The organism is Micromonospora sp. NPDC049004 (assembly GCF_040649315.1).
GTDB lineage: Bacteria > Actinomycetota > Actinomycetes > Mycobacteriales > Micromonosporaceae > Micromonospora.
Genome location: NZ_JBEZFG010000002.1, coordinates 152,433 through 173,717, shown reverse-complemented (window position 1 = coordinate 173,717; position 21,285 = coordinate 152,433). Strand labels below are relative to the sequence as shown.

The following is a 21,285-nucleotide window of genomic DNA, read 5'->3' as shown; positions in this document are numbered from 1 at the left end:
GGTGAGGGTGGCGGCTTGCTAGTTGCGGGCCGACTCACGTCGTGCCGAGGCCGCCAGTCGCTCGGCGAGTGCGACGACGCGGTCGCGGAGTTCGTCCGGGCGTTCGATGACGAACGGCAGGTCGAGCGTGGCGAGCACGCCGGGCAGCCAGTCGAGGCTCTCGGCCCGGATCTCCACGTCCTGCCAGCCTTCGTCCGCGCCCTCTCGCACCTCGGCGATGCTGGCCGGTAGCCGCCTGCGGATCTGCTCGAGTGTTCCTTGTATCCGCAGCGATACCGCGTGCGGGTACGGCGCTCGTGCCATCGAGCTGAGAAGGTGCCCGGCCGGATCGTTTCCGGCGGGCGGCTCGAACGAGCCCGGCAGCGGTCTCGCGTCCGCAATGCGGTCGAGTCGAAGGGTTCGCTCCTCGCCGATCTCCGGATCGACCCCGGTGACGTACCACCGGCCGGCATGGTTGACCAGCCCGAACGGATGCAGCACGCGGACGCTGCGCCGGCCGTCGCCCGAGGTGTACTGCACCGAGATCGGCCGGTGATGGCGGACCGCCTCGGCGACGGCGAGCAGTACCTCGGTCTGCGGCGCGGGGAAGTCACCGGGTTCGGCGGTGAAGGCGAGGGACTGGAGTGCGGCGTCCAGTCGGTCCGCCGTCCGTGGCGGCAGGACGCGACGGATCTTCGCGGCGGCTGTCTCGCCCGCTGTGCCCGTTGCCGTCGCCAACCCGGCACGGCGGCCGGCGATCAGGCCGAGGAGGACGGCCAGGGCCTCGTCGTCGTTGAACATCAGCGGCGGCAGGCGATAACCGGCGGCGAGCCGATACCCGCCGTAGCGACCGCGCACCGACTCGACCGGCAGGTCCAGGTCGACCAGGTGGCTCACGTAGCGCCGCACCGTGCGCGGTTCGACACCGAGGCGCTCGGCAAGCTCGGCCATCGTCCGGACGCCGCCGGACTGCAGGAGCTCCAACAGTGCGAGCACCTGGGCTGTCGGTCGTGCCACGGTCCGAACTTTATCGAAATACTGGCCCAAATCTGTCCAGTATTCGCTCTAGCGTGATGTCGACGGACCGTTAGCGACCGCATTGAGCAGGGAGAAGACATGGACTTCGTCTCGATCCGCATCATCACCGACGAGATCAACCGCCTGGTCGGCTTCTACGAGAAGATCACCGGTGTGCAGGCGACCTGGGGCAACGAGGACTTCGCCGAATTGCGCACCGCCCACGGCACGCTGGCGATCGGCAGCACCCGCACCGTCCCACTGTTTGCGCCCGGCTCGGCCCGCCCGGCCGACAACCACAGCGTGATCATCGAGTTCCTCGTGGAGGACGTGGACGCGCTCTACGAGAAGCTGAAGGGCGTGGTGGACGACTTCGTGAACGAGCCCACGACCATGCCCTGGGGTAACCGCGCCCTGCTCTTCCGCGACCCCGACGGCAACCTGGTCAACTTCTTCACCCCGGTGACCCCGGGCGCGATCGCGAGGTTCCGCCGCTGACCGGTCGGCGGCGGCGAGGAGGTACGGGAGACCTCGATGCCGAAGCTGACGGTGTGAGCTGCCGATAGGGTCGGGCAGATGAGTGTCGAGACGGCTCCGCGCCGCCGCAGGTTGGAGCCGGACGCCCGGCGCGGCCAGATCCTGGCCTGCGCGGTCCGGCTGTTCGGCGAGCGGCCGTACGCGGATGTGTCGACCACCGATGTCGCGCGGGAGGCGGGCGTCGCCCGGGGCCTGGTCAACCACTACTTCGGCACCAAGAAGGACCTTTACCTGGAGGTCGTCCGGGTCATGGTGACGATCCCCGAGGTTGCCTTGGAACGGCTGCCCAAGGGTGACCTGCGGACCCGTGTCGATGCCAGCGTCACCTGGTTCCTCGACGTGGTGTCCCGGCACAGCACCTCGTGGCTGGCGGCGGTCACCGCCCGGGGGATGGGCGGCGACGCCGACGTGGAGCGGGTGCTCGCCGAGGCGGAGGAGGTGGCGGCCGACCGGATGCTCGTCGCCGTCGGGCTGGCCGAGAAGGCCAAGGACCACGAGGAGCTGCGGGGGATGGTCCGGGCGTACTGCGGCCTGGCGACGTCCACCGCCCGGGAGTGGCTCCAGCGCGGCGCGTTGACCCGCGCCCAGGTGCACCTGCTGCTCACCACCACCCTGCTGACCATCGTGGAGCAGGTCGTCCCGCAGGTCATCGCGGCCGGCGACCCGTCCTGACCACGGCCGCCGGAGGCGCTTTCAGCGACGCCAGAACTGGCGGGGCGCGAACCCTTCCCGTCGCAGCCAGTGCTCGGTGTAGACGATCCGCTCCGCCTCGACGACCACGAGGGTGTCCTCGGGCGGCTCGGACAGCGGTCGCCCCCGCTCGGCGTGTTCGTTCTCCCAGCGGAACGCCGACCAGTAGTGCGCTCGGTCCGGATCCTTAGGACCGAGCACCCGGGCCGTGCCGAACAGTTGGGCCCCGCGGCTGCTCGCCAGCCCGACCAGGGGCGCGAAGATGCCGACGGACACGCGTGGATCGGCAGCGATGTTGCGCATCTTCGGCGAACGGGGTGCGGCGGTGAAGAGCACCGCGAAGTCGAGCGGGTAGTACCGCACCGGCGTGGCCAGCGGCCCGTCCGGACCCGTGGTCGCGAGCACGCACATGTTCTGCGACGACAGCAGGTTTTGGATGCGCTCTTCGAGCCGTTCGCGGTCGAGCCGCTTCGCCGGCGTGGGCCCGGCAAGCCACGGATTCGTCACCGGCAGGAAACCGTCGCGACCATGGCGAGCACCCTACCCGCGTGGGCCGCGTGGACGGCCGCGGGCTCGGCGGGTGCGGGCGCATCGTTGGCGGGCCGCCAACAAGCTGTTACGGTCGGCCGCACCGCCGAGGGAGCCCGCCATGACCGACAGCGCAGCGACCGCCCGACCTCCCCGTCGGGTGCGGGTGGCGATCATCGGCTCCGGGTTCGGCGGGGTGGCGGTGGCCGCCGCGCTGCGTCGCGCCGGCGACGCGGACGTGGTCCTGCTGGAACGGGCCGACCGGATCGGCGGCGTCTGGCGGGACAACACCTACCCGGGCTGCGCCTGTGACATCCCGGCGCCGCTCTACTCGTACTCCTTCGCGCTGAACCCGGACTGGTCGCGGCGCTTCCCGCCGCACTCGGAGATCCTGGACTACCTGCACCGCTGCGTGGCCGAGCTGGGGCTGGCCGACAGTGTGCGGTTGCGTACCGAGGTCACCGACGCGTCGTGGGACGAGGCCGGCGCGTGCTGGCGGCTGCGTACCGCCGATGGCGCGGAACTGACGGCGGACGTCCTGATCCCGGCGGTCGGGCAGCTCTCGCGGCCGGTGGTGCCGGCGCTGCCGGGCGCGCAGCGGTTCGCCGGGCCGGCGATGCACACGGCCCGGTGGGACCCGGCGGTACGGCTGGACGGCGCCCGCGTCGCGGTGATCGGCACCGGCGCCAGCGCGGTGCAGCTGGTGCCGGCGATCGCGGACCGGGCCGCCCGGGTGACCGTCTTCCAGCGCACTCCGCCCTGGACGCTGCCCAAGCCGGACCGCCGGCACGGGCGGCTGGGTCGGGCGCTCTACCGGCGGGTGCCGGCGCTGATGCGGGTGCCCCGGGCCGCGTTCTGGTCGGTCACCGTGCTCACCGGGCTGGCGGTGACCGGCAACCGGGCCGCCGCGGCGGTGCTGCGGGGTGTCTCGCGGGCGCAGCGGCGGTGGCAGGTACGCGACCCGGAGCTGCGCGCCCGCGTCACGCCTGTCGAGCCGATGGGCTGCAAGCGGGTGCTGTTCACCAACGACTGGCTGCCGGCCCTGGGCCGCGACGACGTCGAGCTGGTCACCGAGGCGATCGTCGAGGTGACCGAGGACGGCATCCGCACCGCCGACGGCCGCGCCCATCCCTGCGACGTGCTGGTCTACGGCACCGGCTTCGCGGCCACCGACTTCCTGGTGCCGATCCGGGTCACCGGACGCGCCGGCCGTCAGCTCGGTGAAGAGTGGCGTGACGGCGCGTACGCGTACCTCGGGATGGCCGTGCCCGGCTTTCCCAACCTCTTCCTCATGTACGGCCCGAACACCAACACCGGCAACACGTCGGTGATCTACTTCCACGAGGCGCAGGCCCGGCACATCGTGCAGGCGGTCAGCCTGCTCGCCGCCGGTGGCGAACCTCTGGAGGTACGCCCCGAGGTGGCCGCCGGCTACGACGCGGAGCTGCAACGCCGGCTCGGCGCGAGCGTGTGGACCGCCTGCCGGAGCTGGTACCGCACGGCCACCGGCCGGATCGTCACCAACTGGCCGGGGATGGCCGCCGAGTACCGCCGCCGTACCGCCCGGCTGGATCCGGCCGACTACGGCCGCAGCAGCTGGTCGGGTCCTGGACGCTGATTCTGACCGGCCCCCCGCGGCGGCCGACGAGTCGCCGTGGCCGTGACACAGAGCACCAGCGAACGCAGCTGCTGAAATAACCGTAAGGCTTATGCTTATTTCAGCGGTGCGGGGGTCGGTGGCACGCCCGACCGGCGGCGCACGCGTCATCGAGGAGGAGACATGACCACAACTGCCCTGTCCTACGAGGTCCTGGTCCTGGACGGCCCGGTCCGGGCCGGAGAGCAGCGCATGCCGGACGGCTCGCCCATCCACTTCAACCCGACAGCCACCACCCTGATCTCGGGGGCCGAGGAGGCGCTGCTGGTGGACCCGCCGTTCACCCACGAGCAGATCGCGACGGCGGGAGACTGGATCGAGCGGTCGGGCAAGCGGCTGACGGCCATCTACGCCACCCACGGGCACGGCGACCACTGGTTCGGTGCCCCCGAGCTGGTCAAGCGTTTCCCCGACGCCGTCACCTACGCGACGCCCGGGACCATCGAGGTCATGCACCAGCAGGCCACTGTCGGGCGTCAAGAGGTGTTCGACAAGGTCTTCCCCGGGCTGATCCCGGAGTCGCCCGTCGATGCCGTTCCGGTGCCGCCCGGCGGAATCCTGCTCGAAGGCAACGTCGCCCAGCCGGTCGAGACCGGGCACACCGATGGCGACCAGACCACTGTCCTGCACGTGCCGTCGATCGGTCTCGTGGTGGCCGGCGACGTCGTCTACAACGGCGTCCACCAGTACCTGCTGGAAACCGTCAACGGTGGCCTGCGGGAGTGGCTCAAGGCCCTGGACCGCGTCGAGGCCCTCGCGCCCCGGGCGGTCGTCGCCAGCCACAAGAACCGCAACCGCCCCGACGACCCGTCGAGCATCGACGAGACCCGCAGGTACCTGCTGAACGTGGAACGGCTGTTGGCGGAGAAGTCGACGGCCCTTGAGTTCTTCGACGCGATGATGGAGCTCTATCCGGACTGGGTGAACCCGGGGCCGCTCTGGTACGGGGCGCTCGGCCTGATCGGAAAGTGACCTGACCATGCCGCCGGCATCCGATTCCGCGCTGTGGCCCGCCACCGCGAGGTACGACCTCGACCCCGCTCCGGGCGGCCTCGGGCTCGTCCAGGACCTGCTCAACACGCTCCCGGCCGGTGCGCCGCGCCAGCCGGATCTCCTCGACGATCTCGACAGCGCCACGCAGTGGGCGCACGATGTCGCCGCCCGGTGGTCGACGGTCACCGGGCGGCCGGCACCCGACGTGACGCTCGACCCGGCGGGTCTGCGGGCGCTGCGGACCTTCCGCGACGAGCTGCGGTACGGGATCGACGCCAGGCTGCACGCCACACCGGAATCCGGGCCGCCCGAGCCGGCGCCGGCCCCTCGCGCCACAGGCGCCACACTGCGGCTCGACGGGAACGGCTCGGTCCACCTCGAACCCGCCGGAGCCGGAGCCGACCTGCTGGTCTCCCTCGTCCTGGCGGAGCTGTTCGAGGCGCAACTCACCGACGTCGGCCGGCGGATCAAGACCTGCCGCAACCCGCGTTGCCAGGTCGCGTTCTATGACCGCTCCCGCAACAACAGCGGGGTCTGGCACTCCGTACGCGTCTGCGGGCTCCCGACCAACCTGCGCGCCCACCGGGCCCGCCGTCGACAGGCGGACTGAACAGGCCGTGCGCGCCGCCTCGGCTCAGGCCGCCCGGCGGTCGCCGGCCTGACCGGCGCGCGCGGCGCGGCCGGTGCGCGCGGCCGGGGCGGCGTTGCGGTCGGCTGCCTGCGCCGGGTACGCCCCGGAGTGCACCACCCGCAGTGGCCGTTCGGTCTCGTCCGCGCCGAACCGCCAGCGCGACGGCGTCGGCTGCCGCTGCGGCGCGGGCCCCCCGGGACGCAGTCCGGGCCGCGACAGCAGCACGGTGATCAGGTAGCCGAACACCAGGAAGCCGTGGCTGACCAGGCGCTCCCCACTCACCGAGCCGGTGGCGAGGTCGTTGACCGACAGCAGCAGGAGCGTGCCGACGAACGCGCTGAGCATCGGCAGGAGACCCGCCGGAGGGCTGCGGCGTACCGCCACGAAGAGGAAGCCGGCCCCGACCGCCACGTTCCAGGCGGCCGACTCGTGCCACAGGTGCTGCCCGGAGGCGTGCAGATGGTCGGCGGTCGCTCCCCGGCCCACCTGGGCCAGGCCGAGCACCAGCTGAACAGCCCCGAGCAGGCCGAGCGCCGCGCGCAGCCCGACGACCAGCCGGCCGCGGCCGGGCAGGCGGGGCCGCCAGCGCGACCGGCGGGCCGGCGGCGTGTCACAGGCGTCGGCGACCGCGCCGTCGGTGGCGCTGCCACCGACGGCGGCCAGGATCGCGTCGGTCCGGTCGGGCACATCGGTGACCAGTCGGGTACGAACCCGGCGCGTCACCGCGACCGCCGCCGCGAACCAGGCCCGGCACTTGGCGCACTCGTCCAGGTGCCCCTGCGCCGCCGCCCCCTCGGCGGCGGTCTCCTCCCCGTCCAACTGCGCGGACAGGACCTCCCGCCATTGCTCACACCCCATGTGTGGGTAGTCGGTCCGCAGGCCGCTCCGGTTCCCGGCGACCGTCACCCGTTGTGGAATACTCGCCGGATCATGACGCGCTACGGCCTGCTGATCCTGCCCGCCACCAACCGGGTGTACGCCCGCTCCGCCATCGACCTCACCCGGGCCGAGCTGGAGATCTTCGGCCGGTCGGCGCTCGACGGCCGGATCGGCGAGCTGGACACGGAGGTCGTCGGCGGGGCGACCTACGTCACGTTCAGCGGTGACGGGCTGACCGAACGGGACCTGGCCGTCCTGGGCAACCTCTCCGCCGGGTACGCGCTGTTCGAGATCGTCGGCGACCTGCTGCGCCCGGTCGAGTGGAGCCGGCTGGACCGCTACGACGACGACCTGCTCACCATCCAGAAGTACCCCGGCAAGACCAACGAGCAGTTCACCAAGCTGCTGCTCAACGTCACCCTGCTCGCGTCGGACTGGGCCGGCGAACTGACCAGCCGCCGGTTCCGGGTGCTCGACCCGCTCTGCGGTCGGGGCACCACCCTCAACCAGGCGCTGATGTACGGCTTCGACGCCGCCGGGATCGAGCGCGACCAGAAGGACGTCGAGGCGTACCGCGCGTTCGTCACGACCTGGCTGAAGCAGAAGCGGGTCAAGCACCGGGTGCTGGAGTCGGGGCCGGTGCGGCGGGAGCGCAAGGTGGTCGGCCGCCGGGTGCGCATCGAACTGGCGCCGACCCGCGAGGAGCACAAGGCGGGTCGTACGCAGTTGCTCGACGTCGTCAACGCCGACACCACCCGCGCGGCGGAGTTCTTCCGCCCCGAGACCGTCGACCTGGTGGTCGCCGACGCGCCGTACGGCGTGCAGCACGGCAGTCGTACCGCCGATCAGGGTCTGACGCGTGACCCGCTGGCGCTGCTCGCGGACGCCGCGCCGGTCTGGGCGCGGCTGCTGCGCCCGGGCGGGGCGCTGGGCATCTCGTGGAACACCCACGTCGCCAGCCGCGAGGACGCGGCGGCGGCACTTGCCGACGCCGGCCTGACAGTTGTCGACGCGGAGCCCTACCGCGCGCTGCGGCACCGGGTCGACCAGTCGATCATGCGCGACGTGCTGGTGGCCCGCCGCCCGGCCTGACCCGCCTGGCCTGACCCGGCCCGCCTGGCCTGACCCGCCGCCCATCCCCTTCGGGCCCTTTGCTCTGCTTCAACCGGCGCAACAGTGTCGGTGCCTCGCTGTCGCCTCCGCTGAAGCAGAGCAAAGGATGGACAGCCACCCCGCGTCTCCCCGGGCTGACGCGCCTTTGTGCCGCATTTCACCTGTTCAGTGGGCAGGTGTGAAAACCGCGTCAAGAAAAGGTTCGCCACCGTCATGGTCGCGTTATGACCCCTGCCGTCCGGCGGGTGGTGGGGCTTTGCTTGCCCCGGCGCGACCGGAAGGCGGTCGCGACGAACCTTTCCGGTAAGAGGAGTCAGCGTGTCTGACGTGGTGTTCGTGGTCCTCACGGTGGCGCTGTTCGCAGTGCTCGCCCTGGTGGTCCGGGCGGTGGAGAAGCTGTGAACGCGGTAAACGCCGTCGGTCTGGTGCTCGCGATCGTCCTGGGCGCGTTCCTGGTGTTCGCCCTGCTGTTCCCGGAGCGCTTCTGATGACCATGACAACAGCGGGCGTCATCTTCGTGCTGACGCTGGTGGCGGCCCTGGTCGCCGTCTACAAGCCGTTCGGCGACCACATGTTCCGGGCGGTCTCCGGTACCAGACAGTCGCGGGTCGAGCGGGGGATCTACCGACTGGTCGGGGTCAACCCGGCCGCCGAGCAGACCTGGGGCGTGTACGCCCGCAGCGTGCTCGCGTTCTCGGCCGTCTCGCTCCTGTTCCTGTACCTGTTCCAGCGGGTGCAGAACCACCTGTGGCTGTCGCTGGGTTTCGACCCGGTGGTGCCGCACGGCGCGTGGAACACTGCCGTGTCGTTCGTGACCAACACGAACTGGCAGTCGTACTCGGGTGAGTCGACGATGGGCCACCTGGTGCAGATGGCCGGCCTGGCCGTGCAGAACTTCGTCTCGGCGGCGGTCGGCATCGCGGTGGCGGTCGCGCTGGTCCGCGGCTTCGCCCGCAGCCGCACCGGGCAACTCGGCAACTTCTGGGTCGACCTGACCCGGATCGTGCTGCGCATCCTGCTGCCGATCGCGGTCCTCGGGGCCATCGCGTTGATGATCGGCGGGGTGGTGCAGAACCTCTCCGCCGGCACCGACGTGAGCACGCTGACCGGCGGCACCCAGACCATCACCGGCGGCCCGGTCGCGAGCCAGGAAGTGATCAAGGAGCTGGGCACCAACGGCGGCGGCTTCTACAACGTCAACAGCGCCCACCCGTTCGAGAACCCCACGACCTGGACGAACTGGTTGGAGATCTTCCTGATCCTCCTGATCCCGTTCAGCCTGCCCCGGGTGTTCGGCCGGATGGTCGGGCAGAACCGGCAGGGCTACGCGATCGCCGCGGTGATGGGCATCCTCGCGTTCCTCAGCGTCGCCATCACCAACATCTTCGAGCTGGCCGGCCACGGCACCGTCCCGCAGGCGGTCGGCGCGGCGATGGAGGGCAAGGAGGTGCGGTTCGACGTGTCGAACTCGGCCACCTTCGCCGCCGCCACCACGCTCACCTCGACCGGCGCGGTGAACTCCTTCCACGACTCGTTCACCTCGCTCGGCGGCATGATGACGATGGTCAACATGATGCTCGGCGAGGTCGCGCCGGGGGGCACCGGTTCGGGCCTCTACGGCCTGCTCATCCTCGCGGTGATCACGGTGTTCATCGCCGGCCTGATGGTCGGCCGCACCCCCGAGTACCTGGGCAAGAAGATCGGGTCGCGGGAGATCAAGTTCGCCTCGCTGTACTTCCTGATCACGCCGATCCTGGTGCTGGTCGGCACGGCGGCGGCGTTCGCGACCGGCAACAACTCGACGGCGCTCAACGTCGGCCCGCACGGCCTCTCCGAGGTGCTGTACGCGTTCACCTCGGCCAGCAACAACAACGGTTCCGCCTTCGCCGGCATCACGGTGAACACCACCTGGTGGGACACCGCGTTGGGGCTGTGCATGCTGCTGGGCCGGTTCCTGCCGCTCATCTTCGTGCTCGCGCTGGCCGGCTCGCTGGCCCGCCAGGCACCCACCCCCGCGTCCGAGGGCACCCTGCCGACCCACCGACCGCTGTTCATCGGCATGGTCGTCGGCGTCACTGTCGTCCTCGTCGCGCTGACCTTCCTGCCCGCGCTCGCGCTCGGCCCGCTGGCAGAAGGGCTCTGACCATCATGAGGAACGAGGACATGTCCGTCACGTCCGCCCCGACAGAGCAACTGCCAGGCACCCCGGCGACGCAGGGCAACCGGGTCGGCGGGGGCCTGCTCGACCCCCAGCAACTCATCCGGTCCCTGCCGGACGCCGTACGCAAGCTCAACCCCACCACGTTGTGGCGCAACCCGGTGATGCTGATCGTGGAGATCGGCGCGGCGTTCACCACGGTCCTGGCGGTGACCGACCCGTCGGTGTTCGCCTGGGCGATCACCATCTGGCTCTGGCTGACCGTGATCTTCGCGAACCTGGCCGAGGCGGTCGCCGAGGGCCGGGGCAAGGCCCAGGCCGCCGCGCTGCGACAGGCCAAGCAGGACACCATCGCCACCCGGCTGGTCGACTGGAAGCCGGGCGCTCGGGCCAACACCTACCGCGACGAGGCGGTGCCCGCTCCGCAGCTGCGCCAGGGCGACATCGTGCTGGTCGAGGCGGGCGGCATCATTCCCGGCGACGGCGACATCGTGGAGGGCATCGCGAGCGTCGACGAGTCGGCAATCACCGGCGAGTCGGCCCCGGTCATCCGGGAGTCCGGCGGGGACCGCAGCGCGGTCACCGGCGGCACCAAGGTGCTCTCCGACCGGATCATCGTGAAGATCACCCAGAAGCCCGGGGAGAGCTTCATCGACCGGATGATCGCCCTGGTCGAGGGCGCCAACCGGCAGAAGACGCCGAACGAGATCGCGCTGAACATCCTGCTCGCCGCTCTCACGATCATCTTCCTGCTGGCCGTGGTCACCCTCCAGCCCTTGGCGATCTTCTCCAAGGCGTACCAGGCCGCCGCGCCGGACAGCGGGGCGATCACCGGTTCCGGTGTCACAGGTGTCGTCCTGGTCTCGCTGCTGGTCTGCCTGATCCCCACCACCATCGGCGCGCTGCTGTCGGCCATCGGCATCGCCGGCATGGACCGCCTCGTGCAGCGCAACGTGCTGGCCATGAGCGGCCGGGCCGTCGAGGCGGCCGGCGACGTCAACACCCTGCTGCTGGACAAGACCGGCACCATCACGCTGGGCAACCGGCAGGCCGCCGAGTTCGTACCGGTCGAGGGGGTCGACGCCGCCACAGTGGCCGACGCCGCCCAGCTCTCCAGCCTGGCCGACGAGACCCCGGAGGGGCGCTCGGTCGTCGTCCTGGCGAAGAACGAGTTCGGGCTGCGCGAACGCGAGCCCGGGGTGATGCCGCACGCCACCTTCGTGCCGTTCACCGCGCAGACCCGGATGAGCGGCGTCGACCTGACCCCGGACGCCACCGTCGACGGCGGCGCGTCGGGCACGGCCCGTCGGGTCCGCAAGGGCGCCGCCGCCGCGGTCATGAAGTGGGTACGGGAGAACGGCGGCCACCCGACCGAGCAGGTCGGCGAGATCGTCGACGCGATAAGTGGCACCGGCGGCACGCCGCTGGTCGTCGCCGAGCACGTCGACGGCGAGCCCGCCCGCGCCCTGGGCGTCATCCACCTCAAGGACGTCGTCAAGTCCGGCATGCGGGAGCGGTTCGACGAGATGCGCCGGATGGGCATCCGCACCGTGATGATCACCGGCGACAACCCGCGTACCGCGAAGGCGATCGCCGACGAGGCCGGGGTGGACGACTTCCTGGCCGAGGCGACGCCGGAGGACAAGCTCGCGCTGATCAAGCGGGAGCAGGAGGGTGGCCGGCTGGTCGCGATGACCGGTGACGGCACCAACGACGCGCCGGCGCTCGCCCAGGCCGACGTCGGGGTGGCCATGAACACCGGCACGTCGGCCGCGAAGGAGGCCGGCAACATGGTCGACCTCGACTCCGACCCGACCAAACTGATCGAGATCGTGGAGATCGGCAAGCAGTTGCTGATCACCCGCGGTGCGCTGACCACGTTCAGCATCTCGAACGACATCGCGAAGTACTTCGCGATCATCCCGGCCATGTTCGCCGGCCTCTACCCGAGCCTGGACACCCTGAACATCATGCGGCTGGCCAGCCCGGAGTCGGCGATCCTGTCCGCGGTCATCTTCAACGCCCTGGTGATCATCGCGCTGATCCCGCTCGCCCTGCGCGGCGTGCGGTACCGGCCGGCGGCCGCGTCGAAGCTGCTCAGCCGCAACCTGCTGGTGTACGGACTGGGCGGCATCATCGTGCCGTTCATCGGGATCAAGCTCATCGACCTGCTCATCCAGTTCATCCCGGGGATTTCGTGATGCGCATACCCACCTGGATCGCCCAACACCTCGCCGCCCTGCGCGCCGTGCTCGTCTTCACGGTGCTGCTCGGGCTGGTCTACCCGCTGGCTCTGGTCGCGCTCGGTCACCTGCCCGGCCTCGACCACAAGGCCGACGGCTCGCTGATCACCTCGGGCGGGACGACTGTCGGCAGCTCGCTCATCGGCCAGTCCTTCACCGACGCGGACGGCAACCCCGTCCCGCGTTACTTCCAGTCCCGCCCGTCGGCCGCCGGCGACGGCTACGACCCGACGTCCACCTCGGCCAGCAACCTCGGCCCGGAGAGCGTTGTCGACACCATCGCCACCGACCCGGAAGAGTCCAGCGAGAGCCTGCTCACCCAGGTCTGTGGGCGCAGCAAGGCCGTCGGCGAGCTGAACGGCGTCGACGGCCGCCGCCCCTACTGCACCGACGACGGGGTGGGCGCCGTGCTCGCGGTCTTCCGCGCCGACGGTCTGACCGGCCCGGTGACCCGGGTGGTAAGCGTCAACCAGGTCGCCCCGGCCACCCCGTTCGTGTCCTCGTACCAGGGGGTGACAGTGGAGCTGGCCCAGCCCGGCGTGGACTACGTCGCGGACGGCGGGGTCATCACCCCGATCCGGGGCGACGCGCCGGCCAATCCGGCGGTGCCCGCCGACGCGGTCACCGCCAGCGGCAGCGGGCTCGACCCGCAGATCAGCCCCGCGTACGCCGATCTGCAGGTGAACCGGGTCGCGCGGGAGCGCGGCGCGGACCCGGCGGCCGTCCGCAAGCTGGTCGAGGAGCACACCGACGGCCGTGGGTTGGGCTTCATGGGTGCGCCCGGCGTCAACGTGCTGGAGCTCAACCTCGCCCTCGACAAGCAGTTCGCCGCACGCTGAGTGCACCTCGGGCGGGGCCGTGCCGACCGGGCACGGCCCCGCCCGCCGATCTGACCAGGGAGGATGGTTCCCGTGCCACGCGGAGAACTGCGCATCTATCTCGGGGCCGCTCCCGGCGTCGGCAAGACGTACGCCATGTTGGAGGAGGCCCAGCGGCGGGCCGCGCGGGGCTCCGACGTGGTGATCGGCTTCGTGGAGACCCACGGCCGCCCGCACACCGCCGCGATGCTCGGCGACCTGGAGCAGGTGCCCCGCCGTGCGATGACCTACCGGGGCGCCGAGTTCACCGAGATGGACGTGGACGGCGTCCTGGCCCGCCGGCCGGAGATCGCGGTGGTCGACGAGCTGGCGCACACCAACGTGCCCGGCTCCCGGCACGACAAGCGCTGGCAGGACGTCCAGGAACTGCTCGACGCGGGGATCGACGTGCTGTCCACGGTGAACGTGCAGCACCTGGAGTCGGTGAACGACGTCGTCGCCCAGATCACCGGCACCACCCAGCGGGAGACCGTGCCGGACGAGATCGTCCGCGCCGCCGAGCAGGTCGAACTCGTCGACATGACCCCGGAGGCGTTGCGCCGCCGGATGGCGCACGGCAACATCTACCGACCCGACAAGATCGACGCGGCGCTCGGCAACTACTTTCGGGTCGGCAACCTCACCGCGTTGCGCGAGCTGGCGCTGCTCTGGCTGGCCGACAAGGTCGACGAGCAGCTCGACAGGTACCGCAGCCAGCAGGGCATCGCCGCCACCTGGGAGGCCCGCGAACGCGTCTTGGTGGCACTGACCGGCGGCCCGGAGGGCGAGACGCTGATCCGCCGGGCGGCCCGGGTCGCGGCCCGCAGCAAGGGCGCCGACCTGCTCGCCGTGCACGTGGCCCGCAGCGACGGTCTGGCCGGCGCCGATCCCGCCCAACTGGCCCGTCAGCGGGTGCTCGTGGAGAGCCTGGGCGGCACGTACCACCAGGTGCTCGGCACCGACGTGCCGGCCGCCTTGCTCGACTTCGCCCAGGGCGTGAACGCCACCCAGCTGGTGCTCGGGGCCAGCCGGCGGGGCCGCCTCGCGCAGATCTTCGCCCGGGGCGTCGGGGTGACCACCACCGCGCTCTCCGGCTCGATCGACGTGCACCTGGTCAGCCACAAGCAGGCCGGCAAGGGACGCCGGGCGGCGGCCGTGCCGGCGGCGCTGTCCCGCCGCCGCCGGCTGCTCGGCTTCGGCCTGGCGGTGCTCGGCATGCCGCTGCTCACCCTGCTGCTCAGGACCCTGCCCGACCTGACGCTGACCAACGACATCCTGCTGTTCCTCGCCGGGGTCGTCGGGGTCGCGCTGGTCGGCGGGGTGTGGCCGGCGCTGATCGCCGCGCTCGGCGGGTCGCTGCTGCTCAACTGGTTCTTCACCCCGCCGTACCGCACGCTGACCATCGCCGAGGCCGACAACCTGCTCGCCCTGGCCGTCTTCGTCGGTGTGGCGCTCGCCGTGAGCTGGATCGTCGACGTGGCCGCCCGACGTACGCGCGAGGCCGCGCGCGCCGCCGCCGACGCGCAGACCCTCGCCGCCGTCGCCGGTGGTGTGCTGCGCGGCGAACGTCCCCTGCCCGCCCTGCTGGACCAGCTTCGGGAGACCTTCGGGCTGCGCGCGGTGAGCGTGCTGGAGCTGGCCGAGGAGGCCAGCGGCCGCCCCGACCGGGCCCGCGAGGAGCACGCCTGGTGCGTCGTGGCGAGCGTCGGCGAACAGCCCGCCTGCACACCAGACGGCGGCGAGACCGCGGTACCCGTCGACGACCGGATCACCGTCGTGCTCAGCGGCCGGCGTCTGGAGGCCGCCGACCGGCGGATCGTGGAGGCGTTCGCCGCCCAGGCCGCCGTCGCGCTGCGCCAGGAACGGCTCGCCGAGGAAGCCGCCACCGCCCGGCCCCTCGCCGCCGCCGACCGGATGCGCACCGCACTGCTCGCCGCGGTCAGCCACGACCTGCGTACGCCACTGGCCTCGGCGAAAGCGGCCGTGACCAGCCTGCGCAGCCACGACATCGAGTTCGACGAGGCCGACCGCGAGGAGTTGCTGGAGACCGCCGAGGAGTCGCTGGACCGGCTCGCCCGGCTGGTCGGCAACCTGCTGGACATGAGCCGCCTCCAGGCCGGTGTGCTGGGCATCTCCGCGACCGCGATCGGCCTGGAGGACGCCGTACCCCTGGCGTTGGACGAACTTGGCCCGGCGGCCGCGACGGTCGCCACGGACATCCCGGCCGACCTGCCGGCGGCCACCGCCGACCCGGGCCTGCTGGAACGGGTGCTGGTCAACGTCATCGCCAACGCGCTGCGCTACAGCCCGCCCGACCAGCCCCCCACAGTCACCGCGAGCGCGCACGCCGGCCAGGTGGAGCTGCGGGTCATCGACCGGGGGCCGGGCATCCCGGAGGACCAGTGGGAGCACGTCTTCCTGCCGTTCCAACGCCTCGGCGACCGGGACAACCAGACCGGCGTCGGCCTCGGGCTCGCCCTGTCCCGGGGGTTGGCCGAGGCGATGGGTGGCAGCATCACCCCGGAGACCACGCCCGGCGGTGGGCTCACCATGGTGCTGCGGCTGCCCGCCGCCGCGCAGACCAGCCCGGAGGAGCCGCAGGAATGACCCGCATCCTGGTCGTCGACGACGAACCGCAGATCCTGCGGGCCCTGCGGATCAACCTGCGCGCCCGCCGGTACGACGTGGACGTCGCCGCGACCGGGGCCGCCGCGTTGAAGGCCGCCGCCAGCCACCCGCCCGACCTGGTGGTCCTGGACCTCGGCCTGCCCGACATCGACGGCGTCGAGGTGATCCGTGGCCTGCGCGGCTGGACCGCCGTGCCGATCATCGTGCTCTCCGGCCGGGCCGGCAGCGAGGACAAGGTCGCCGCGCTGGACGCGGGCGCGGACGACTACGTCACCAAGCCGTTCGGGGTGGAGGAGCTGCTGGCCCGCATCCGCGCGGTGACCCGGCGGCTCGGCGGCCCCACCGAGGCCGTGCCGGCGCTGCGGATCGGCCGGCACACCGTCGACCTGGCCGACCACCGCGTCTGGCGTGACGACGACACCGAGGTCAAGCTGACCCCGACGCAGTGGAGCGTGCTGGAGAAGCTGCTGCGCCACCCCGGCAAGCTGGTCAGCCAACGTCAGCTCCTGCAGGAGGTGTGGGGCCCCGAATACCAGAACGAGACCAACTACCTGCGGCAGTACCTGGCCCAGCTGCGACGCAAGCTGGAGGACGACCCCGCCCGCCCCCGCCACCTCATCACCGAGCCGGGGATGGGCTACCGCTACCGCCCCTGACCCGTCGACACCCGCCGGCGGAGATTGAAGAATTTCGTACCGCAGCGGCAGCGGCGTGCTTCTGTAACCGTCCCCCTCCGGTTACCCCTGATGGAGCCCGCCTGGGTGCCGCTGGGGACGTACCCGTTCACGGCGGGCAGCGACGGGAGCGTGCTCATCCGTACGGAGAACACCGACGGCTACGTGGTCGCCGACGCGGTGCGCTTCGTGCCGGCCTGAGCGGGAGGTGCGGTCGGGTCCTCCCCGGGCGGCGTGCCGACGAGGACCGCCGGCGCGGTGGGTGCCGCACGGTCGCCGACCCCGGGGTCGAGCGCCGGTGCCACCAGCAGCGGGTCGACCTGGATCCGGTCGATGCCGAGCGGGCGCAGCATGCCGCGTAGTGCCGACTCGCAGAGCGTCTCCCACGGCTGGTCCGCTCCCATCGCGGCGACCAGCAGCTCGGGTCGGGTGAACGCGATGCCCACCCGCTGTCCCTGTGGCGACCGGCCGGTCCGCACCGTGCCGATCATCCGTCCCGGCAGCTCCCGTACCGGAACGGCGTAGGTTCTCGGCACCGCGTGCCCGGTCGCGGTGATCTCTTCCACTCGTGCGCCCGGCACGGCTCGTCGGGCAACGGCGTCGCGGCTCATGCGGCGGATGCGATCCACGCCGGGGCGTCGTCCGGGGTACGTCGACCCGGCGGCGCGGCCAGGTCGAGCGCGCGCAGGATGGAGTGCGCCACCACCACCTCGACCCCGGCGCGGCGGCGCAGGTCGGCCACCGCGCGGTGCAGCACTGTCATGCTGTCCGCCGAGAGCCGCACCACCGCGTCGACGTCGGCGGCGATCCACCACGCGGCGACGGCGCACGGCTCGTGCCGCAGGTACTCCACCAGGTGACTGCCGGGGGCGGACGGGCCGAGTCGGACGCTGACCAGCGCTTCGTGTCGTCGTTCGGGCTCGGCCGGCCCGGTCGCAGGCTCAGCGAAGCTGTCGTCGGTGCGGGGTGGCAGGTTCCCGCGTTCCCAGCGTGTCATCCGCCAAGGACTCATGGGCCCATCGTGTCCGCCGGACCGTGGCGCAGCGCCCGTCGATACGCCGTTTCGACGGGCCACCGCCAATTCTTGACGCCGCCTTCACACGCCCGGACCCCGTTCAGTTGGCGGGGAACCGCACACCCACCAGCTGTTCGGAGACGGCCCAGAGGCGGGCCGCGTCCTGCGTGCTGCGCGCCGAGCGGTAGACGGCCAACTCGGTCGGCGCCCCGGTGAACTGCCCCAGGCCGTCCGGGCCGTAGAACCGGCCACCCTGCGCCAGCGGACTGGTCGCCGCGTAGAGGGCGGGCCGCAGCCCCGCGTCCACCGAGTGCACCAGGAGACCCCAACGGTTCAACCGTTTCATGACGGCGTGGTGCGGTGAGGGCCTGCTGCGGCCCAGGTTGGGGCCGGACGCGTACAGGTTGGTCATGGTGGTGCCGGGGTGGGCGACGTTGCTGACGATGCCCCAGCCGCCGGCTCGACCGCGACGCTCGAGTTCCAGCCCGAAGTGCAGCGCCGCCAGCTTGGAGGCGTTGTACGAGCGGACCGCGCCGTAACGGTGGGTGCTCTGCAGGTCGTCCCAGTCCAGGCGACCGGAGCGGGCGGCGCTGCTCGCCATGGTGGTGACCCGCGCCCGCCCGGCCGTCAGCAGCGGCATGAGCCGCCCGGTCAACGCGAAGTGGCCGAGATGATTGGTGCCGAACTGCAGCTCGAAGCCGTCCGCCGTGGTGTGTCGGGTGGGCGGCGCCATGACACCCGCGTTGTTGATCAGAATGTGGATCGGCCGCCCCTCGCCGAGCAGCGCGTCGGCCAGCGCGGCCACCGAGTCCAGTGAGGCGAGGTCCAGCTTGCGGGTCGACACGGTGGCGTCCGGCACGGCGGCCCGTACGGCCTCCAGCGCGGCGTCGCCCTTGGCCGGGTTGCGGACCGGCAGCACCACCTCCGCGCCGGCTCGGGCCAGCCGGGTGGCCAGGCCGAGACCCAGCCCGTCACTGCCGCCGGTCACCACGGCGAGCTTCCCGGTCAGGTCCCCAACTGTCTCGTCGAGCACGACAACCTCCAGGTCGACGGTGTCCTTCATCGGTCACGCACAACCCTGGGTCGATCGTCGCCCGGCGCCCAGGGTGACCTTGTCCAGGGATCGGCGGTCCCTGGCTGGCGGACCGGTGTCGGGCACGCCGGCGTGGCGAGTAACGTTCCGAACGGACCAAGATCGGCGTACGAGGAGGCTCGATGCAGACGACGACGGTGGACATCTCGACCGGCGACGGGATCGCGGACGCAAGCCTCACCCGACCGGACGGGGACGGCCCGTTCCCGGCGGTGCTGCTGTTCATGGATGCCTTCGGGCCTCGGCCCCGCCTCGCGGAGATGGCCGAGCGGATCGCCGAACGCGGCTACCTGGTGCTGACGCCCCACCTGTTCTACCGGGCCGGCCGGGCACCCCTGTTCGACCTGTCCCGACTCGGCGATGCCGACCAGCGCGGCGCGATCTTCGAGAAGATCATGCCGCTGATCGGCGCGTTGACCCCCGAGGTGATCAGCCGGGACACCGCCGCGTACCTCGACTTCCTGGCGGCCCGCGACGACGTGCGGCCGGGCCCGGTCGCGATCACCGGCTACTGCATGGGCGGCACCAACGCGCTCCGGGCCATCGAGGCGCACCCGGACCGGATCGCCGCGATGGCCAGCTTCCACGGCGGGCGGATCGTCACCGACGCGCCGGACAGCCCCCACCGTGGCGTCGGCTCGATCACCGGCGAGGTGTACTTCGGCCACGCGGACGCCGACCAGTCGATGACGCCCGAGCAGATCGCCACGCTGGAGAAGGCGCTCGACGCCGCCGGGGTGCGCTACCGCTCCGAGGTGTACGCGGGCGCGCACCACGGCTACACCATGGCCGACACCCCGGCGTACGACGAGCAGGCCACCGAGCGCCACTGGGCGGCCCTGTTCGACCTGCTGGACCGCAGCCTGCCGGCGAGCTGACGCAGACGTCGCGCTGCGCCCCGGTCAGCCGCCCCCGTCGAGGTCGTCGCGCGGCCGGCCGGGCGTACGCGTCGTGACGCTGAACCGGCCGTCGGGCTCCATCCGCACCTCGCGGACGTGGGAGAGGTCGGTGACACCCTGCTGTCGCAGCAGGGTGTGCAGCTCCTCGTTGGTGATCAGCTCGCGGCGCATGTTGGCCCGGACCACCTCCCCGTCCCGCACCAGCACCAGCGACCCGGGCCGGATCAGCCGGGCGGCGGCCTGCCAGCGGTAGGCGACGGCGTTCAGCAGGTACGACCAACCGATGATCACGCCGACCAGCAGCACCCCGTCGGTGACCGAGTGGTAGCCGCCGGACATGCCGTTCTGCGCGGCGTCCGCGAGCAGCACGATGACCAGCAGGTCGGTGACGCCTGTGGTGCCGCTCTCCCGCTTGAGGATGACCCGCAGGAGGATGAACAGCGCGAGGTACATGACGCTGCCGCGGACCACGATCTCCAACAGCGGGGTGTCCGGGACGAACACCTCTTGCCAGTCGGCCACCAGGCGGCCTACCCGCCGCCCGGGCGGGCATGCCTACCCGCGGCGCAGCAGCACCGGGCCGGCGTCGATGCGGGTGCGGAACAGGGCGTACGGCTTGCGTCGCAGGTCCTGGCCGCGCTGGTACTGCGGCTGCCGGTGCAGCTGGTTGGCGGTGACGTAGAGGTACCCGTCGGTGGCCACCGACATGGTGTCCGGCCAGAGCAGTCGCGGGTCGTGCACCAGCGTCTCGTACGCGCCGTCCGGCAGTCGACGCAGCACCGCGTTGTGCTCGTACGCGGTGAGGTAGAGCCGCCCCGCGTCGTCGCTCTCCAACCCGTCCGAGGCGCTGCCCTTGTCGCCCTCGTCGACAACAGTCGCGGCGACCGCCTCCTGGGTGGCGCTCGGGTCGGCCAGCGCCTCGGTGGAGACGCTGTGCAGGCGCCGGGACGCCAACGGGCAGTAGTAGAGCCGGGTGCCGTCGGCGGAGATGGCGATGCCGTCGGAGCCCATGCCCACCGGCTTCGGCGGCCCGTCGGCCGGCCGCTCCAGGAACGGCCGGCCCTCGACCACCGGGCGGAACGACGTCAGCGGCTCCGCCTTGGTGGACGGGTGGTCGTGCAGCCTCCGCCAGGAGGCCCCGCTGGCCAGGTCCACCACGATGATCCCGTTCGGCCCGGCGAACGCGGAGTCGGTGATGTAGGCGACCCCCGCCTCGCCCCGGCGCAGGTCGAAGCGGACGTCGTTGAGGTACGTCGTCGGCAGCGCCACGTCCGCCGGGAAGGTGATCACCTGGGCGACCGTGTCGGTGTCCAGGTCGATCCGGACCAGCTTCGGCCCGCCCGGCTTGGTCGGCTGCAACATCGGGCTGCCGGTGTCCAGCACCCAGAGCCGGTCGGCCGGGTCCACCACGATGCTCTGCACCGAGACGAACGCGCCCGCGTCGTCGTCGCCGGACGGGTCGTTCCACGCCTGGTCGGGGTAGGGCGCCTCCCGGCCGTCGCGCAGCTCGACGACGGTGGCCGGCACCTCGTCACCCCACTTCGGGAAGTTGACGAAGATCCGACCCCGGTGCGAGACGCTCACCCCGGTCGGCATCGGGCCGGTGAACGTGTGCACCAGCTCCAGCTCGCCGAGCGGCTCGTCGCCGACCGGCCCGTTCATGACGTCCACCCAGCGCTGCTCATCGGCTCGCT

At 71.8% G+C, this 21,285-nt stretch carries 22 protein-coding genes; 14 read left to right on the top strand and 8 right to left on the bottom strand.

The window, feature by feature from the left end; all coding sequences use genetic code 11:
* Positions 1-18 precede the first annotated feature (18 nt).
* Positions 19-1,026 carry a YafY family protein gene (locus AB0B97_RS05530; protein WP_357490903.1) on the bottom strand — a complete coding sequence of 336 codons (1,008 nt, stop codon included), beginning with the start codon at positions 1,024-1,026 and terminating at the stop codon, positions 19-21.
* Between the two features lie 69 nt (positions 1,027-1,095).
* Between AB0B97_RS05530 and AB0B97_RS05525 the strand changes: the two genes are divergently transcribed.
* Together AB0B97_RS05525 and AB0B97_RS05520 are read left to right on the top strand one after the other, a co-directional pair.
* Positions 1,096-1,494: a VOC family protein gene (locus AB0B97_RS05525; RefSeq protein WP_357490901.1), complete on the top strand. Its 399-nt coding sequence runs from the start codon at positions 1,096-1,098 to the stop codon at positions 1,492-1,494.
* Positions 1,495-1,572: 78 nt separating this feature from the next.
* A complete protein-coding gene (locus AB0B97_RS05520; protein ID WP_357490899.1) occupies positions 1,573-2,205 on the top strand; it encodes a TetR/AcrR family transcriptional regulator in 633 nt (210 codons plus the stop codon).
* Between the two features lie 21 nt (positions 2,206-2,226).
* Here AB0B97_RS05520 and AB0B97_RS05515 read toward each other — a convergent pair whose 3' ends face one another.
* Positions 2,227-2,736, bottom strand: a complete 510-nt coding sequence (locus tag AB0B97_RS05515; RefSeq protein WP_357492036.1) for a pyridoxamine 5'-phosphate oxidase family protein — start codon at positions 2,734-2,736, stop codon at positions 2,227-2,229.
* Between the two features lie 136 nt (positions 2,737-2,872).
* On the opposite strand from AB0B97_RS05515, the gene AB0B97_RS05510 reads away from it, so the two are divergent.
* The 3 genes from AB0B97_RS05510 (at position 2,873) to AB0B97_RS05500 (ending at position 6,011) form a co-directional block, all read left to right on the top strand.
* Positions 2,873-4,369 carry an NAD(P)/FAD-dependent oxidoreductase gene (locus AB0B97_RS05510; protein ID WP_357490897.1) on the top strand — a complete coding sequence of 499 codons (1,497 nt, stop codon included), beginning with the start codon at positions 2,873-2,875 and terminating at the stop codon, positions 4,367-4,369.
* A gap of 162 nt (positions 4,370-4,531) precedes the next feature.
* Positions 4,532-5,380: an MBL fold metallo-hydrolase gene (locus AB0B97_RS05505; RefSeq protein ID WP_234591350.1), complete on the top strand. Its 849-nt coding sequence runs from the start codon at positions 4,532-4,534 to the stop codon at positions 5,378-5,380.
* A gap of 7 nt (positions 5,381-5,387) precedes the next feature.
* Complete coding sequence (locus AB0B97_RS05500) at positions 5,388-6,011, top strand: CGNR zinc finger domain-containing protein (RefSeq protein ID WP_357490895.1); 624 nt, start codon at positions 5,388-5,390, stop codon at positions 6,009-6,011.
* Positions 6,012-6,035: 24 nt separating this feature from the next.
* On the opposite strand, the gene AB0B97_RS05495 is transcribed toward AB0B97_RS05500, so the two are convergent.
* On the bottom strand, positions 6,036-6,890 hold the full coding sequence (locus tag AB0B97_RS05495) for a zf-HC2 domain-containing protein (protein ID WP_357490893.1): 855 nt from the start codon (positions 6,888-6,890) through the stop codon (positions 6,036-6,038).
* Positions 6,891-6,962: 72 nt separating this feature from the next.
* On the opposite strand from AB0B97_RS05495, the gene AB0B97_RS05490 reads away from it, so the two are divergent.
* From AB0B97_RS05490 to AB0B97_RS05455, 8 genes are all read left to right on the top strand, one after another.
* A complete protein-coding gene (locus AB0B97_RS05490) occupies positions 6,963-8,003 on the top strand; it encodes an SAM-dependent methyltransferase (RefSeq protein WP_357490891.1) in 1,041 nt (346 codons plus the stop codon).
* Positions 8,004-8,422: 419 nt separating this feature from the next.
* Positions 8,423-8,512 (top strand): K(+)-transporting ATPase subunit F, encoded by a 90-nt coding sequence (gene kdpF, locus AB0B97_RS05485; RefSeq protein WP_036390805.1) that lies wholly within the window; start codon positions 8,423-8,425, stop codon positions 8,510-8,512.
* Positions 8,512-10,167, top strand: coding sequence for a potassium-transporting ATPase subunit KdpA (gene kdpA, locus AB0B97_RS05480; protein WP_357490889.1), 1,656 nt, complete (start codon positions 8,512-8,514; stop codon positions 10,165-10,167). The genes kdpF and kdpA overlap by 1 nt, the downstream gene beginning before the upstream one ends.
* Before the next feature lie 20 nt (positions 10,168-10,187).
* On the top strand, positions 10,188-12,383 hold the full coding sequence (gene kdpB / locus AB0B97_RS05475; RefSeq protein ID WP_357490887.1) for a potassium-transporting ATPase subunit KdpB: 2,196 nt from the start codon (positions 10,188-10,190) through the stop codon (positions 12,381-12,383).
* The gene (locus AB0B97_RS05470; RefSeq protein WP_357490886.1) at positions 12,383-13,264 is read left to right on the top strand and encodes a potassium-transporting ATPase subunit C; all 882 of its coding nucleotides are present in this window, start codon (positions 12,383-12,385) and stop codon (positions 13,262-13,264) included. The genes kdpB and AB0B97_RS05470 overlap by 1 nt, the downstream gene beginning before the upstream one ends.
* A gap of 72 nt (positions 13,265-13,336) precedes the next feature.
* On the top strand, positions 13,337-15,889 hold the full coding sequence (locus tag AB0B97_RS05465) for a DUF4118 domain-containing protein (protein WP_357490884.1): 2,553 nt from the start codon (positions 13,337-13,339) through the stop codon (positions 15,887-15,889).
* The gene (locus AB0B97_RS05460; protein WP_234586659.1) at positions 15,886-16,566 is read left to right on the top strand and encodes a response regulator; all 681 of its coding nucleotides are present in this window, start codon (positions 15,886-15,888) and stop codon (positions 16,564-16,566) included. Before AB0B97_RS05465 ends, AB0B97_RS05460 begins: the two co-directional genes overlap by 4 nt.
* 90 nt (positions 16,567-16,656) lie before the next feature.
* Positions 16,657-16,785: a hypothetical protein gene (locus AB0B97_RS05455; protein ID WP_357490883.1), complete on the top strand. Its 129-nt coding sequence runs from the start codon at positions 16,657-16,659 to the stop codon at positions 16,783-16,785.
* On the opposite strand, the gene AB0B97_RS05450 is transcribed toward AB0B97_RS05455, so the two are convergent.
* From AB0B97_RS05450 to AB0B97_RS05440, 3 genes are all read right to left on the bottom strand, one after another.
* Positions 16,746-17,195, bottom strand: a complete 450-nt coding sequence (locus tag AB0B97_RS05450) for an SAV_915 family protein (RefSeq protein WP_357490882.1) — start codon at positions 17,193-17,195, stop codon at positions 16,746-16,748. The two genes, AB0B97_RS05455 and AB0B97_RS05450, sit on opposite strands and share 40 nt — an antisense overlap.
* A complete protein-coding gene (locus tag AB0B97_RS05445) occupies positions 17,192-17,596 on the bottom strand; it encodes a hypothetical protein (protein ID WP_357490881.1) in 405 nt (134 codons plus the stop codon). Before AB0B97_RS05445 ends, AB0B97_RS05450 begins: the two co-directional genes overlap by 4 nt.
* 103 nt (positions 17,597-17,699) lie before the next feature.
* A complete protein-coding gene (locus AB0B97_RS05440; protein WP_357490880.1) occupies positions 17,700-18,662 on the bottom strand; it encodes an SDR family oxidoreductase in 963 nt (320 codons plus the stop codon).
* 152 nt (positions 18,663-18,814) lie between these two features.
* Between AB0B97_RS05440 and AB0B97_RS05435 the strand changes: the two genes are divergently transcribed.
* The gene (locus tag AB0B97_RS05435) at positions 18,815-19,570 is read left to right on the top strand and encodes a dienelactone hydrolase family protein (protein ID WP_357490879.1); all 756 of its coding nucleotides are present in this window, start codon (positions 18,815-18,817) and stop codon (positions 19,568-19,570) included.
* A 24-nt stretch (positions 19,571-19,594) separates the two neighbouring features.
* On the opposite strand, the gene AB0B97_RS05430 is transcribed toward AB0B97_RS05435, so the two are convergent.
* Positions 19,595-20,113 (bottom strand): YetF domain-containing protein, encoded by a 519-nt coding sequence (locus AB0B97_RS05430; protein WP_357490878.1) that lies wholly within the window; start codon positions 20,111-20,113, stop codon positions 19,595-19,597.
* Between the two features lie 33 nt (positions 20,114-20,146).
* Positions 20,147-21,253, bottom strand: a complete 1,107-nt coding sequence (locus AB0B97_RS05425) for an L-dopachrome tautomerase-related protein (protein WP_357492034.1) — start codon at positions 21,251-21,253, stop codon at positions 20,147-20,149.
* Positions 21,254-21,285: the final 32 nt, after the last annotated feature.